At 42.8% G+C, this 14,540-nt stretch carries 12 protein-coding genes; 6 read left to right on the top strand and 6 right to left on the bottom strand.

All coding sequences use genetic code 11. The features are described from left to right. Positions 1 to 147: 147 nt before the first annotated feature. Positions 148 to 846 (top strand): lysophospholipid acyltransferase family protein, encoded by a 699-nt coding sequence (locus DVG78_RS13815; RefSeq protein ID WP_310589125.1) that lies wholly within the window; start codon positions 148 to 150, stop codon positions 844 to 846. Positions 847 to 878: 32 nt separating this feature from the next. On the opposite strand, the gene DVG78_RS13820 is transcribed toward DVG78_RS13815, so the two are convergent. From DVG78_RS13820 to hisA, 3 genes are all read right to left on the bottom strand, one after another. Further along, positions 879 to 1,118, bottom strand: a complete 240-nt coding sequence (locus tag DVG78_RS13820; RefSeq protein ID WP_114068449.1) for a hypothetical protein — start codon at positions 1,116 to 1,118, stop codon at positions 879 to 881. Then, on the bottom strand, positions 1,093 to 1,692 hold the full coding sequence (locus tag DVG78_RS13825; protein WP_114068450.1) for an RNA polymerase sigma factor: 600 nt from the start codon (positions 1,690 to 1,692) through the stop codon (positions 1,093 to 1,095). The genes DVG78_RS13820 and DVG78_RS13825 overlap by 26 nt, the downstream gene beginning before the upstream one ends. A 301-nt stretch (positions 1,693 to 1,993) precedes the next feature. Then, positions 1,994 to 2,719 (bottom strand): 1-(5-phosphoribosyl)-5-[(5-phosphoribosylamino)methylideneamino]imidazole-4-carboxamide isomerase, encoded by a 726-nt coding sequence (hisA, locus tag DVG78_RS13830; protein ID WP_114461665.1) that lies wholly within the window; start codon positions 2,717 to 2,719, stop codon positions 1,994 to 1,996. Positions 2,720 to 2,913: 194 nt separating this feature from the next. Between hisA and DVG78_RS13835 the strand changes: the two genes are divergently transcribed. From DVG78_RS13835 to murI, 3 genes are read left to right on the top strand one after another with little or no spacing between them, the layout of a single operon-like run. Beyond that, positions 2,914 to 5,331: an endonuclease MutS2 gene (locus tag DVG78_RS13835; protein WP_114461666.1), complete on the top strand. Its 2,418-nt coding sequence runs from the start codon at positions 2,914 to 2,916 to the stop codon at positions 5,329 to 5,331. A 45-nt stretch (positions 5,332 to 5,376) separates the two neighbouring features. Continuing rightward, entirely contained in the window at positions 5,377 to 6,555 is a 1,179-nt protein-coding gene (locus DVG78_RS13840) for a DUF819 family protein (protein ID WP_114461667.1), read from the top strand. 19 nt (positions 6,556 to 6,574) lie between these two features. Continuing rightward, positions 6,575 to 7,408 (top strand): glutamate racemase, encoded by an 834-nt coding sequence (murI, locus tag DVG78_RS13845; RefSeq protein ID WP_114461668.1) that lies wholly within the window; start codon positions 6,575 to 6,577, stop codon positions 7,406 to 7,408. Between the two features lie 52 nt (positions 7,409 to 7,460). On the opposite strand, the gene DVG78_RS13850 is transcribed toward murI, so the two are convergent. Further along, complete coding sequence (locus DVG78_RS13850) at positions 7,461 to 8,696, bottom strand: ABC transporter permease (protein ID WP_114461669.1); 1,236 nt, start codon at positions 8,694 to 8,696, stop codon at positions 7,461 to 7,463. A gap of 196 nt (positions 8,697 to 8,892) precedes the next feature. On the opposite strand from DVG78_RS13850, the gene DVG78_RS13855 reads away from it, so the two are divergent. Next, positions 8,893 to 9,735 carry a universal stress protein gene (locus tag DVG78_RS13855; protein ID WP_114461670.1) on the top strand — a complete coding sequence of 281 codons (843 nt, stop codon included), beginning with the start codon at positions 8,893 to 8,895 and terminating at the stop codon, positions 9,733 to 9,735. Positions 9,736 to 9,737: 2 nt separating this feature from the next. On the opposite strand, the gene DVG78_RS13860 is transcribed toward DVG78_RS13855, so the two are convergent. Together DVG78_RS13860 and DVG78_RS13865 are read right to left on the bottom strand one after the other, a co-directional pair. Continuing rightward, a complete protein-coding gene (locus DVG78_RS13860) occupies positions 9,738 to 13,433 on the bottom strand; it encodes a sensor histidine kinase (RefSeq protein ID WP_310589126.1) in 3,696 nt (1,231 codons plus the stop codon). A 193-nt stretch (positions 13,434 to 13,626) separates the two neighbouring features. Then, a complete protein-coding gene (locus tag DVG78_RS13865) occupies positions 13,627 to 13,917 on the bottom strand; it encodes a HesB/IscA family protein (protein WP_114461672.1) in 291 nt (96 codons plus the stop codon). A 97-nt stretch (positions 13,918 to 14,014) separates the two neighbouring features. On the opposite strand from DVG78_RS13865, the gene DVG78_RS13870 reads away from it, so the two are divergent. Then, positions 14,015 to 14,539: a DUF7935 family protein gene (locus tag DVG78_RS13870; RefSeq protein ID WP_114461673.1), complete on the top strand. Its 525-nt coding sequence runs from the start codon at positions 14,015 to 14,017 to the stop codon at positions 14,537 to 14,539. Position 14,540 lies beyond the last annotated feature (1 nt).

The following is a 14,540-nucleotide window of genomic DNA, read 5'->3' on the forward strand; positions in this document are numbered from 1 at the left end:
TTATAAAGAGATTAACTTATTTACACCAGTGTTTGTCAAATCGAATACAATGTTCAATATTCGGCAAATACTTTTACATTTTTTCGTTTTTACGCAATGAAAGTTATTTATACAATTTGGTGTTTTTTTTGGTTGATTCTCATTTTTTTGCTTCTGTTTCCATTCACGTATATCTGCCTACAACGAAAAGAATGGAAGCTGTACGCGCACCGGATAAACCGACTTTGGGGACAATTGTTTTTTCCATTGGCAGGGATTAGGTTTGAGATAGAATATCGGGGTCAGCTTGCTCCAAAACAAGCCTACGTTTTTTGCGCCAATCATTTTTCGTATTTGGATATTGCAGTAATGGGCGTTATTGTAGAACATTATTTTGCATTTGTTGGCAAAGCCGATGTTAAGGACATTCCCCTTTTTGGCTATATGTTCCAGCATTTGCACATTCAGGTCAAGCGCGAAAGTACCCAAAGCCGGGTCTCGTCGCTGAATCGGGCCATCAAAACCTTGGCACAGGGAAGAAGTATTGTGGTTTTTCCCGAAGGGGGGATTAAGGCAAAACAGCCACCTCAAATGCATCAACCTTTTATGGATGGCGCATTTAAGATGGCTATTCAGCAGCAAGTACCGATTGTTCCGATCAGTCTGCTGACAAACTACAAAATTTTACCAGACGTACATCCTATCCGAATGCATCGTTTTCCAATGCAGGCGATAGTACACGAAGCAATACCAACAGTCGGCCTAACTCCTCAAGATGTTGTATCTTTAAGAGACAAATGCTATGGAGTGATAGACGACGAACTGAAAAAACATCATCTCCCTCAACAGAAGGGAAGCAAAGAGTAATTCGCAAACAAAAAGCAGTCAATCGTTGGCAATTATGCCACAGATTGACTGCCTGTATAGTTTCGCGAATACTCCAGAATGTTTGAAACTGCGCGGTTTGAGGGCGCACGTTCAATTTTGGTCATTAGGCTTTTTATCTCAAGTGTATCGAGATAAAATTCCAACAGCTCTTGGTCGCCGATTAAGGCATCTTCAATGAGCGTGTTTTCTTCATCGGTTGTTTCTTCATAAACATACCGAATGACATCATCTGGGGTAAACGTTTGTATCATATATAGGAACGCGTTTGCTGAGTTGCTTTCGCAAATTAATCAGCGCGTAACGCATTCTCCCCAAAGCCGTGTTGATACTCACTCCTGTGGCATCTGCAATTTCCTGAAAACTCATGTCTTCGTAGTGCCGCATAATGAGCACTTCCCGCTGAGGGTCAGGCAATCGTTGAATCAGTTCGCGTAGGTGTTCATGCGTTTCTTGACGAATCTGAAGTGACTCGATCGAGTCCTCCGAAAAGTCTAACGTATTAAACACGTTGCTTCCGTCTTCAAACACTATCTCGGGGTAGCGTTTGTCGCGCCGAAAATGGTCAATAGCCAAATTGTGAGCAATTCTCAGTATCCACGGCAAAAACTTGCCCTCATCGTTATACTTACCAGATTTAAGCGTTTCAACAGCTTTAACGAAGCTATCCTGCATTAAATCCTCAGCTACGTACTGATCTTTAACAATCAAATAAATAGTGGTGTAAATCTTGGACTTGTGACGCTGAACGAGTTTTTCAAAGGCTTTTTCGTTGCCATGAACGTACAATGAAACCAGATCACTGTCGCTAACTTGGTACTTTTCCATTTCAGTATGTACAATTAGTTAACGTAAATCTTTGTTTCGATATTGTAGCCCCTCGTTGTTTTGGTTGAAGAAAATTATTTTGCGTCTTAACTTTATGACCCAAAGATAAAACAATAAAAATTTATTGTGCAAGCGTTTGCCAAATTTTTTTTAAAGTGTAAAGGAAACACCAAATATAATTCCGAGTATTCTTTGGAATCCAGAATTATTGTCTGTATTACACTTAACCAAGAAAAAATTGTACAACCAAATTGTTTTGCATAAACAGAATTTATTTTTTAAGTAATTTATACATGAAAAATTACTTAATAGACCATCGTTGCAGCTCTGCCAACGTTACTTTGCCTTCATAAATGGCTTTGCCAACAATTACGCCAAAAAGATTCATTTCGGATAACATTTCAATATCGCCTAAGTTGCTTACGCCACCGCTGGCAATGATTTGTATGCCAGGGCACTGGTCCTGCATATTCTTGTACAATTCAAACGAGGGACCTTGCAGCAATCCGTCTTTGGCTACGTCGGTACTTATAGTATACTGTGCGCCTTTATCAATCCATTTTTGTACAAAATCATAGACCCATAGCTCCGTACCTTCCTCCCACCCGCTGACGGCTACGCGCTCATTGCGGGCATCGGCACCTAGAATGATTTTGTCACCGCCGTAATTTGAAAGCCATTTTTCAAATAAATCGGGATTTTTTACAGCAATACTCCCACCCGTTACCTGTTTGGCTCCTGATTCAAATACTACTCGTAAATCATCCTCTGACTGAACGCCTCCGCCAAAATCGACATGAAGTTTGGTTTTGGTGGCAATGGTTTCCAAAACTTTCCAATTGATTACTTTTTTAGCCTTGGCCCCGTCCAAATCAACAAGGTGTAGGCGAGTAAGTCCCGCATCCTCAAACTGCATAGCAACTTCCAACGGATGCTCATTGTAAATTTTTTTTTGTTCGTAATCACCTTGGGTTAGGCGTACACATTTGCCTTCAATAAGGTCTATGGCGGGAATGATATGAAACATGAATTTAGTGGGTAATCCACCGTCAAAAGTGGAGTCTGTGGGTGAGTTTTGGTCGTAAAATTAAGTAGTAACCGTGGGTTTAACAATACTTGATTGTATAGTGACTACCTTTGTGGGAACTTTTCGTTGAACATTTGTCATTTAGCATTGGCTATACATTTTGATAAATGTTCAAGGCCTTATGTTGAATGACAATGCTATACCCGCAAGATTTAGAACAAAAATTAGGATTTGACCGCATTCGCGAACAATTGAGTGAGTTGTGCCTAAGCCCACTCGGGCGGGCTTTTGTGCAGAAGATTCGCTTTTCGGATAATTTCGCCGTGATTGATAAATTGACCCGTCAAACTGCCGAGATGAAAGCCATTCTTGAAGAATCGACGGGCGAGTTTCCTTCCCAAAATTATTTGGATGCTACCCCCGCTTTGGATAAAATGCGGGTGGAAGGCATGGTTTTGTCGTTGGATGAGTTTTTTGATTTGAAACTTTCGCTCCGCACCATTCGACAAGTTTTGAAGTTTCTGGCCGATCAGGAAGAAGGACGGTTTCCTTTTTTAACTGAATTGGCAGGTAACGTCAAAGTGGAAAAATCGGTCAGTGATGCCATCGATCGCATCATTGATGATCGTGGGCAAATTCGTGATAATGCCTCGCCCGAGTTGGCGGATATCCGTCGTCGATTGATTTCAGAAGCGGCTGGTGTACGTAAAAAGCTGGATTCAATGCTCAAGCACGCCAAAAGTAGCGGTTGGGTAGGCGATGATGTATCCTTAACGGTACGTAATGGCCGAATGGTAATTCCGATTTCAGCCGAACACAAGCGAAAATTAAAAGGCTTTGTGCACGATGAATCGTCGACAGGGCAAACGCTGTTCATTGAGCCCGCCGATGTGTTGGACGCCAACAACGAAATCAAAGAATTAGAATATGCCGAACGACGAGAGATTAACCGTATTTTGATTCAACTGGCCAATCAAATTCGGCCGCATTTGCCTGATTTGCAAAAAGCTTGTCAGTTTTTGGGGATGGTAGATTTTATTCGTGCCAAAGCTAAGTTTGCGTCACTGCTAGGGGCCGTCAATCCCGCCTTTGTGAATCAACCCGTGATTGACTGGCGCATGGCACGGCATCCATTGTTGTATTTGTCTTTTCAGAAACAAGGCCGAAAAGTAGTTCCTTTGGGTATCGAACTGCGTCAAAATCAGCGCATTTTGGTGATTTCTGGACCAAACGCAGGGGGAAAGTCGGTGGCATTGAAAACGATTGGGTTGGTGCAATATATGCTTCAATGCGGTCTGCTCGTGCCCATGCGTGAAGATTCTACGGTGGGGTTGTTTCAGAATTTATTTATTGACATCGGGGATGAGCAAAGCTTGGACAATGATTTGAGTACGTACAGCAGCCACCTGACCAACATGCGTCATTTCCTGCAATTTGCCCATAAACGTACGCTTTTTTTAATTGACGAATTTGGAACAGGAACCGAGCCAAGCTTGGGCGGGGCAGTTGCTGAAGCAATATTGGAAGATTTGACCAAGTCGGGTGCCTTTGGTGTAATTAATACGCACTATACCAACCTCAAAACCTACGCCGATAAAACGCAGGGCTTGGTGAACGGGGCAATGCGTTATGATGGAGAACATTTGGAGCCGTTGTATCAACTCGAAATCGGCAAACCGGGCAGTAGTTTTGCGTTTGAGATTGCGACCAAAATCGGCCTTCCTAAGTCAGTTATTGAACGGGCTAAGGGTAAATTAGGTACGCAGCAGGTCAATTTCGAGAAATTGTTGAAAGAGTTGGACATTGAGAAAAAAGTGTTTTCAGAAAAGAACATTGAAATAGGAATCAAGGAGCGAAAACTGGCCCAGCAATTGGTCGAAACGACAGCCTTGCAGACACGCTTGGACAATGACCAAAAGAAAATCATCAACGATGCCAAGCAAAAAGCCAAGCAACTGTTGGCTACGGCCAATCAGCGCATCGAAAGTACCATTCGAGAAATAAAGGAAAACAAAGCCGAACGCGATACCACAAAACAGATACGGCAGGAACTGGAGCAGTTTGAAAAGCAGGAGTTGAAAATTGAAGCGGTTGCGGAACCCGAGCGCGAGGAATTTATTCCCGAAGGGGGAGAAATCGCCGTTGGGAGTTTTGTACGTATCAAAGGACAGGCTACCGTGGGTGAAGTGCTGGCCATGAAAGGCAAAGATGTGGAGATTCGAATCGGCGATTTAAAGTCCAATGTGAAATTGAATCGCTTGGAAAAAGTCTCCAAAAAAGCCTTCAAAGAAGCAACGGGAGAAAAAGGCGCGGGCGCCGGCATAAGAACGGGCGTGGGCGGAATTGACATCAACGAAAAGATGATGAATTTTAGCTTCAATCTCGATATTAGAGGCAAACGCGGAGAAGAAGCCATTGTCGAACTAGACGACTTTTTGAGCAATGCCCTGATGCTTGGTTTTAATGAGTTGCGGATTGTACACGGAAAAGGCGACGGTATTTTGCGTCAATTGGTTCGTAATCACTTAAAATCATATAAGCAGGTAGGAAAAATGCAGGATGAACATCCAGATCGCGGAGGAGCGGGGGTTACGATAGTGCAAATGCGATAAGAAATGATAAATTGCATCAGCTATTTACCCATTCCTTAACCTACTATGCCTTTATTTCAAGATTCACTGCCTATTTTGGCGGTATTGATGGTCAATATCATCATTTCCGAACGATTGGCACGTCTGCCGTACCTGCGTCACATGGGTACGGCGCTCATCGTCATTATATTGACCGCGATTACGTCCAACCTAGGCTTAATTCCAGCTTCAACCAATTCACCGCCGATTTACGACGGCATTTTTACTTATCTCGCGCCGATTTCGATATTCTATTTACTATTGACGGTTAATCTGAAAGGATTGAAAAAGGCGGGCACACCTATGATTTTTAGCTTTTTTCTGGGAACAGCGGGAACCATGTTGGGCGTTATTGCTGGTATTTGGGCCATTTCAGGTCCCAAAGGTTTTGGGGAGTTTTATTATGCGTTGGGAGGAATGTTTACCGGAACTTACATTGGTGGAAGTACCAATTTCAACGCATTGGCGCTGCATTACGAAGTTAATAAAGAAGGGAATGTGTATGCCGCAGCGGTGGCAGTGGATAATATCTTAACGGCTTTATGGATGGTGGCGACATTACTATTACCTCAGTTTCTAAATCGTTATTTTCCGCGACGCATTGAATATAATCATACGGCCGAGCAGGCACAACAGTTTGAAAAAGAGGCTTCGGCGCAAGTAAGTGATGTTGAAACTTTCAATCCACAAGATTTGGCTATTCTGGTGGGGATGGGAGCAGCAGGGCTGTATGTATCAAAACAATTGGCGGCGTTGATACCACAGGTGCCTCAAATCCTTATTTTAACAACGTTGGCGCTGGCATTGGCCCAACTTCCAGTAGTACAGCGTTTACGGGGAATGAAGGTATTGGCGATGTTTTTTATCTATTTATTTTTAGCGGTCATCGGCGCTTTTTGCGATATTGAGGCCTTGCTCAAAGACGGACCTTTGGCCATTAGCATGATGGTTTTTGTAAGCACATTGATTGTGATTCACGCACTGGTCATCTTCGGAATTGGGGCGCTTTTAAAACAGGATTGGGATGTGTTATCAATCGCTTCACAAGCCAATATCGGAGGTTCTGCGTCGGCATTGGCTTTATCCAAAAGCTTGAATCGTCCCGATTTGTACCTGCCAGGAATTTTGGTGGGTGCTTTGGGAAATGCCATTGGCACGTATTGCGGGCTATTTGTGGCAGAATATTTAAAAACAGTATCTTGGTAACCACTTTAAATCAACATCAATGCAGGGGCCGATTGGGGTATTTGATTCGGGTTATGGCGGCTTAACAATTTTAAGAGAGTTAGTTAAGCAATTGCCGCAGTACGACTACTTATATTTGGGTGATAATGCCCGTGCGCCTTACGGCACGCGCTCGTTTGATACAGTGTATCATTATACAATCGAATGCGTCAAACATCTTTTTTCGAAAGGCTGCCATTTGGTCATTTTAGCGTGCAATACGGCTTCAGCCAAAGCCTTACGTAATATTCAGCAACTGGATTTGCCGCATATTGCTCCTGATAGGAGGGTTTTAGGCGTTATTCGGCCGACTACAGAAGTGATTGGAACATTTACCGATACGCAGCATATCGGAATTTTTGCCACGGCGGGTACGGTCTTGTCAGAATCGTATTTGGTTGAAATAAAGAAATTTTTCCCAGGCATACACGTAGTGCAGGAAGCTTGCCCAATGTGGGTACCATTGATTGAAAATGGGGAATTTGACAGTAATGGAGCAGATTATTTTGTCAAAAAGCACGTTGAGCATTTACTGGCGCAGTCGCCCTATATTGATGCTATTTTGTTGGGATGTACGCATTATCCGTTGCTAATCAAGAAGATACGGCAGTTTTTGCCGGCGTCTATTCGCATCATCAATCAAGCCGAAATTGTGGCGCACAGTTTGACGGATTACCTTCAACGCCACCCCGAACTGGAAGCTAAATGCAGTAAAAATGGCGAACGGACATTTTATACCACGGATTCGACCGAGGCATTTGACCGTCAGTCAGCCGTGTTTTTCGGGCAAGAAGTAAAGAGTTTACACCAGGATTTAGGATGTCCTATTAAATGAAAGGAAACCGCTGATGGGCATTTTACCAACCAGCGGTCTTAAGTGTAATGCTTTATTCTTCGGCCAATGTCCGCGACAAATTGATGCGATAGATGCCCAATGAAGGAATGGCCGCCGCTAAAATTCCAATCAATATAGCGCCGCCTAGAAGCATAATTTCTTCGGGTAGAAGACTAAAATCGGCAAAAGAATAGTGATAATCCGACTCAGCCGCCCGACTGAATAGCCATAGCCCCACGCGACTGAGCAAAACTCCTGCGCCGTAGCCTACCAGTGCCAACATAATTCCTTCCAGTAATAACATCACAAAAAGTTTGGTGCGGGTGGCACCCATCGAAAGCATCAGGGCCATTTCGTATTTACGTTCTTTCAGTGAATTATAGAGCGAAATAAAAACACTCACGCCCGCAATGAGAATGATAATCAGCGCAATAGCGCGTAGGGTATCAATGCCGATGCCCAATAATGAAAACAAACGATTGATTTCAAAAGCCACCGAAGCGGCCTGCATTTTGGTGTTTTCATTAATAAATCGTGGTAAGGCTACCATGCCCATTGGATTCCTGAATTTTACCAACAGGCTGGTGATTTCTTGACTTGGCTCGTCGGTTTGGATAGAATCGCCTCCCGTGAGCATATCGGTTACGTTGGCGCCCTTACCCGGCTCATCGGCGTGCTCGTGAATAGACCACACGCTCGAAATATCGGTTAAAATAAGCTGGTCGATCACGGAATTATTGGTTTCGAAAATACCAACTACTTTGTATTTTTTGTTGCCATGGACATCATCCATGTTGTCAAAACCGTGTGCTCCCGAAAAAGTATCGCCGATTTTTAAGCCTGTCACACTTGCGGCTTTGGCCCCCACGGTCGCTTCCATTGTGGTCGAAAAAAGTCGGCCTTCTTTTACTTTAGCTTCAAAATGATTGGGGTATTTTGGGTTTGTTCCCACAATCCGATACGACATATAGTTATCCCCCATCGCCAACGGAATGGCCGTTTTGACCAGTGGGTTTTTCATCACCCGTTGAGCTTCGTCGAGCGACACATTGCCCGTAGGGGAGTCGATTTGATAAATACTCGATAAAATCAGTTGTAGCGGGCTGCCTTTGGCCCCCACGACCATATCAATCCCTTTGATGTTGCGGCGAAACTGCTCGTCCAACTGCTTGTTCAGCAACAATAACATCGAAATAATACCGATTCCGAGCGTCATCAGGAGTGCGCTTAGAAAACTGTTCAGCTTTTTATCTTTGAGATTGGCCCAACTTATTTTGAAAAGGTTCATCGATGGTTTTGTTAAATGGATATTGGTTACCAAAATTAAGCAGAGATTGATTGATAGACATCAGGTTGGTGACATATTTTCCGATGAAAAGTGATTAGTTGATGTAAATCAGTCAGTTGTCTTGATTTTTGTCAGCATTTGAACTTCGTTGTAAATGTACATTTACTATCATTTTTAAATCAACCGATGTACTGCAATGAAAAAGATATTAGTTCCTACTGACTTCTCAGGCTTTGCGCACAATGCCCTTGAAGTGGCGGCCGATATAGCCTTTAAAACAAATGCCGAAATAATGTTGCTCCACGCCAACGAAAAAATGGTGACGGCAACGCCGCTGGCGGAGTATTATCTCTATGATAAAGCCATCGAGGATGAGTATTTGGACATGGTCACGGAGAGCTTGAAAAAAACACTGGCCGAAATTGCCGAGAGTGGAAAGTTTGCGAGGGTAAAAGTTAAGACGGCCGTTATTGGGGGGCCGATGGTAAGTGTTATCGAAGATTTTGTGAAAGACCACGCCATTGATTTAGTCGTGATGGGAACGCGCGGCGTGTCGGGAATGGAAGAAATTATCGTAGGGTCAAATACTGAAAAAGTGATTCGACGGGTAAAATGCCCCGTTTTGGCCGTGCCTTCTCCAGCAGTATCGTTTGGCAAAATTGTTTTTCCCACTACACTCAAAGAAAGTCAGCTTCCAGCTTTTAAGGCTTTTGCAGCTTTACAGAAAATTTTTAGCGGAGAGGTGTCTTTGCTGTACATCAATGACCCTGGCCATTTCAAAAACACAGCGGCCATGGAAGCCCAAAAAGATTTTTTGGTAAAAGAATCAGGCTTAAAAAATGCAAACCTGTTTGTGTCTGACACTGAAGTTTTCAATGAAGAAGATGCTATTCTGGACTTTGCGCACCAGAACCATGCGGATTTGATTGTGATGGGTACGCATCAACGCCGAGGACTGGCCCACTTTTTCATGGGTAGCATGACCGAAGATACCGTCAATCATTCGGATATTCCAGTGCTTAGTTTGAGCATCAAATAAGATTAAGGGATACTTACTTCAGCAGGACGATTGCTGTGCTTCAAGGGGAGGGATAGGAAAAATGTGGTTCCTGTCCCTTCTTCTGTTTCAAACCAGATGGAGCCTCCGGCATGTTCCACCCCCCGTTTGGCAATGGCCAGTCCCAAGCCTGAGCCGTCTTGTTTGGTACTAAAGTTGGGCAAGAATACTTTTGGACGAATGGCTTCTGGAATACCATTTCCGTTGTCTTGTACTTCGATATAAACATTGCCTTCATCGATCCGTAATCGAAGAAAGATTTCTGGTCGGCGCCCCGTTGGTACAGACTGTATTCCGTTGATAATCAAATTGGTGATGATACGTCCAATGAGTTGCCGGTCACCGATTACGTTTACTCGTCGGGTTTGAATGTCTCGATGAAGGGTGATTTTGGTGTCGTCGGCGTACAAATCAGCGGCCTTATTGAGTACAGATGAAATCTCAAATAATTCATTTTTGGGAAGCGGCATTTTGGCGAAATCCGAAAACGACGTGGCAATGTCACTGATATTGTCTATCTGGTCAATCAACGATTCGAAAGTACGTTTTATGCGTTCATTTTGGGGTAAATTAGGCGGCAAATCGCGCAGCATCGTTCGCTGAAGCTGTTGAATCGTCAGCTTCATCGGTGTTAGAGGGTTCTTGATTTCGTGCGCTACTTGCTTGGCCATCTCGCGCCATGCCGACTGTTTTTCATTTTTGGCGAGTTCTTCTTTGCTTTCATCCAGTTTCTTCAACATTTGGTTATAAGAACCTACCAACAAGCCAATCTCATCGTCTGATTTCCAATTGACGGGCTCGTTGAGTTGGTGCAGGTTGATTCGTCTGATTTTCTGCGTCAGGATGCGTAGCGGAATAGTCAATAGGTTGGAAGCCCAGTAAGAAATGGCTAAAAACAACAAGAACATAATTGCAAACACGCTCAAAATCGTTGAAATTACTTCAATGATTTGCCGATCAAGTTCAGGTTTTGAGTCAAAATAAGGTATACTTAAAATACCCAATGGTTTGCTGGTGTTGCGAGCCCTGACGGTCACGTATGCAGTGCGATACTGCTTTTTTCCCAGCGATTCGTCCAATAATACTTCGTTTTCCCGGTCTTGAATCAGGTGAATATAGGCATCAGGGTTGAGCCATTTGGATAAAAGCTTGATTTCATAAATCAGGGGCTCAGTAGTGATGCTGAGGTTTCCTTCTTCATTAAAGAAATTAATGTCAACGTTGGCATCCCGGGCAATTTTCCCAAGTTCCTCTTCCATGGCGTCTCGGCTTCTTTTTCCGCTCAGGTACTCTTCCAGATAAGGGGCAAAGTTGTTGCCGATATTTTTGGTACTGGTGAGATAGGTATTTTCTTGATTGCTGTTGTAGTTGGCGGTAATAACTTGTAGGGTGATGAGTACAATGAGTAATAATGGCGTGAAAAAAGCAACATTCAGCAAAATCTGAATTTTGGTCGTATAGCTGATTTTCAGCCGTCTTAAGCCGTATTTTAGGGCATATACGCCAATGATTCCAATGACGTATAAGACCAATATGAGGTATAAAAATGAAAAGTTGGAGATAATGCTTTTATAAGGATATGACTTAGACGACACAATCATGTACCGGTTGTTTTTATCGCGATTGCCTATGTGTTTGTAATCATAGAGTTGGATGCCGCGTTTGTATAAAACTGGATTGTCCAACTCAACATGCGGCATTTTTCGGTCATAGTTGTAGCTTCCTGAGCTATAAATAAGGTTTTTGGCCGTATCATAAACGGCATAGCTGTACTGACGTGTTTCGGGAGCCTGCACAAACTTTTTATCCATCAATAACTCTGGATATACATTTCTGGATTGGTCTTCGCGGGGGTTTAGGTTGAGTACTACCCGCCCAACTAAGGTTGAGCCTTTGCGAATATCAATCAAACTCAAGTACTGCTTCTTGAAATTATTGACAAGATCATTAATAAAATAAAGGGAAGGGTACTTGGTTTGGTATTTGGACAACTGGTAAAACTTAGTATAGTCGTCAAATGTCTCACCTGAAATAGACGTATCTAAAGGCTGCCCATCGGCCTGAAACGACACTACTTCAATATCATACTTATCAAAATACTTATCCAAGTGAATGCTCTTCACGATTTGCTGAATACGCTCTCGGGACAAAACTGTATCGCTGACAAATGAATTTTGGATTTCGGGGTCTTTACTGATTGACTCTTTGGCGCGGTCTAACAAAAATTCGCCCAAACCATCATTTTCAGAAAAAATTTGCTCTCCAAATTCTTTTTTGTTGGCAATGTCTTTTTGTTCTTCTTCATTATAGACCACGTAGGTCGTAACGATGGCCCAGAAAAAAGCACCCAGAAAATAATATATGGTGGTTCGGTAACGGAAAGTATAGAGAACACGTGGAAACCGTGAGAAGTATAACAATAAAAAATAAAGACCATGAACACCCAAAATCCATTTAAGGTCTACTCCCAAAATAAGTGCCAGAAGTAGAAAGCTAAGGGCACCAATCGCAAAAATCAGTACACCATATATTTTTTTGGGGTTGAGCCGAATAAATAACCCTACCAGTAAGTGGGTACACAAAAAATAGATACTCGAAATAAGAATAAAAATAATGAGGCAGGCTATTTTAAGTACCGAGAACGAGATGCTTAACGTGATGTCGAGCGTAAATTGTGATTTTTCGTAGATGTTGTTCAGTTCTAACAGGCTGACGTAGAATACCCCAAAACTGAGAATAATAAACAGAACTGATAAAACAGGTTGTACCTTTTTGGAGATATTTACTAAAAATAGGTAGGCCTTTGAACGGAAATAAAAATCAGCTACGTAAAGCGATAATATAAAGCAAACCAAGCAATTGAGCAAAAAGTCGCCGAGCGAAGGGGCAATAGGCGAGGAAGCATAAAACTTGGGGTTAAATAGATCGTTTTCAGAGAATAAAAAAGGAATTCCAAAATAAAGCATCCCTGCCCGAAGGAGCACCAAATACACCATCAGCAGCAAAAACGCCATTTCGTAACGCTTCTGTTTGCTTAACGTAATGACCCATTGAATAATGTATATTCCAAACAAAACGGCCGCTAAGATTCCCCACGTAATGGTGTTGACGGGGGCTGTTTGATTATGGTAGGAGTCAAATTTGGGGGGGATGATGGAAAACAAAAACCGATTTTGGTTGTCCAGAATGTTTTGATACGCTGGCCCGAAATTTGTTGAAATTAGCTCGGGGTCTACCGTAAAAAGAGTCGTGTTGTAGCCCGATTGTAAGTAGTTATTTTCATTCTTGTAGTGTCGGTACAGATTAATGACTGAAACTACATCAATACGAGCATTGGGGCGCGTAAACTGCCTACGACTGACTAAATACTTGCTTTGGTCAAAGGTAACAAGTTGAGTTTGAGATGTTTTATGAATGGCTTCATAGTCTGGAATAAACCGATAATCGGACCAAAAAATCAAACGGCCGTTTTGATAAACATAGTAAGGGTATTTGGTGGTCTGACGAAGGTCCGAAAACTGCGTATTTGTGGTTTGAGCAACCAGCATTGTAATGCGTTCAATCTCCTCCTGCGAAACCGAAAGTTCATGCTTGATTCGTTCTTTGACAGCCGAGAAATAAGTCTCTTCTGCCGCACCCAAAGCCCCTCTTTCAAAGAAAAAGAAAGACAATAATGCCACCAGTAACGAACATGTAGCCAGAATGGCTGGTATATGTTTCCTAATTTTTTGCACGAAGTTCCAAAAAGTGGTTTTGCCGGTTTTTATGTATTCAGTCTATTACAGACCTAAAATCGTGCCAAAAGTTACCATTGCTTTATAAGTATTGATAGAAATAACTGGAAGTATGGTGCGGTTAGCTATCAAGGAGAGGTTATTTTACCAATGTAAATCCCGCACCTTCCTCTGTTTCTTCAAAATCTACCTCTGTGCCGATTACGTACATTAAGTGGCGTTTGTCGATAATGACTTTAATGGTATCTACCACATACACGTGGTCGTTTTCGGTGGGTAGATCAAAACCCAACAAGAATTGGGCACCGCATCCTCCACCTTTCATTCCGACTCTTAAGCCGTACGTGTCTGGAATCTTGTTGATGCGTAAAGTATCCACTATTTCTTGGTGGGCAATGGGGGAGATTCTAATGGGATTTTTTGTAATCATGGTAGTTTTATGCGTTAATCCGCAAAAATACGTACTATTTTGCCGACAGTTTGCGTTCTTTGCGGAGACTCTTTACTGGTAAACAAACAATAAACGAATGGAAATTGTCACCGATCTTTTAAAAATAGTACTTCCTGCCGCTTTGGTGTTATACGCGGTGTATTTGACCGTAACTGCTTTTTTGAAAAAACAATTTGTGGAGAAACAACTGGAAAACCGAAGTAAAAAATTGGAAATAACCCTGCCGATTCGCCTTCAAGCTTACGAGCGGATGTGTCTTTTTTTGGAACGAATCAGCCCCAATAACCTTATCGTTCGTTTGAATGGTTCGGCTACTCAAGCCATTGAATTCCAGCAGATTTTAATGCATGAAGTACGCGAAGAATTCAATCACAATCTTTCGCAACAAGTCTATATGAGCCATGAGGCATGGGAGCAGATACGGGGCGCCCAGCAGGAAGTGATTACGCTTATCAACCAAGCCGCCTCGGAGGTCGCCCCCGACGCGCCTCCGCTTGATTTAGCCAAGAAGATTTTCGAGAAAATCATTCAGGAAAACCGCAACCCAACGGCTTCAGCGCTCAAGTTTGTTAAGGAAGAAATTCAGCAGGAGTTTATATAAT

The organism is Runella aurantiaca (assembly GCF_003339505.1).
GTDB classification, from domain to species: domain Bacteria; phylum Bacteroidota; class Bacteroidia; order Cytophagales; family Spirosomataceae; genus Runella; species Runella aurantiaca.